Origin of the sequence: Paenibacillus sp. 3LSP (genome assembly GCF_032465655.1) — a bacterium.
GTDB lineage: Bacteria > Bacillota > Bacilli > Paenibacillales > Paenibacillaceae > Fontibacillus > Fontibacillus barengoltzii.
On the sequence record NZ_JAWDJI010000113.1, the window covers coordinates 1 to 407 of the forward strand.

The window sequence follows — 407 nt, forward strand, 5'->3', positions numbered from 1 at the left end:
GCCGCCGCTCGTATGCAGGTAATGCTGTTTGTTCTTCAGCTGTACCCGCTTGCCGTTCTTCTCCCAGCCTTCGTGTACGACTGCAATTGCGTTCTCCATCCCGCGCTTTTTGCTCCGCTGCAGCTTCGTGTACAGCCCATCCACTTCCACGAACAGCACGCGGGCAGCGCGCCGTTTCACCGCTGGCATCGGCTGTTGCGCACGCTCCATCAGTTTTTCCCTGATCGCTTGGTGGCTCAGCACATTGTAGCCCAAAAGCTGCTCCAGCCGCTTTGCGCTGTCCCGGTACGACGGTCCTTGGCTTGCGAATGCGATTGCTGTCTCTTCCAAATGCGGACTGACTTTCCCGCGCCCTTCGAATTGCAACAGCTGATCCAGCAGATACACGTGTTTGCCGCTTCTACGGT

Annotated in this window: 1 protein-coding gene; it reads right to left on the reverse strand. The window is 57.7% G+C overall.

The annotated features are described in order from the left end of the window. Positions 1–407: UPF0236 family transposase-like protein (locus RW092_RS09055; RefSeq protein WP_316010034.1), on the reverse strand; the 407-nt coding region annotated here is incomplete at both ends.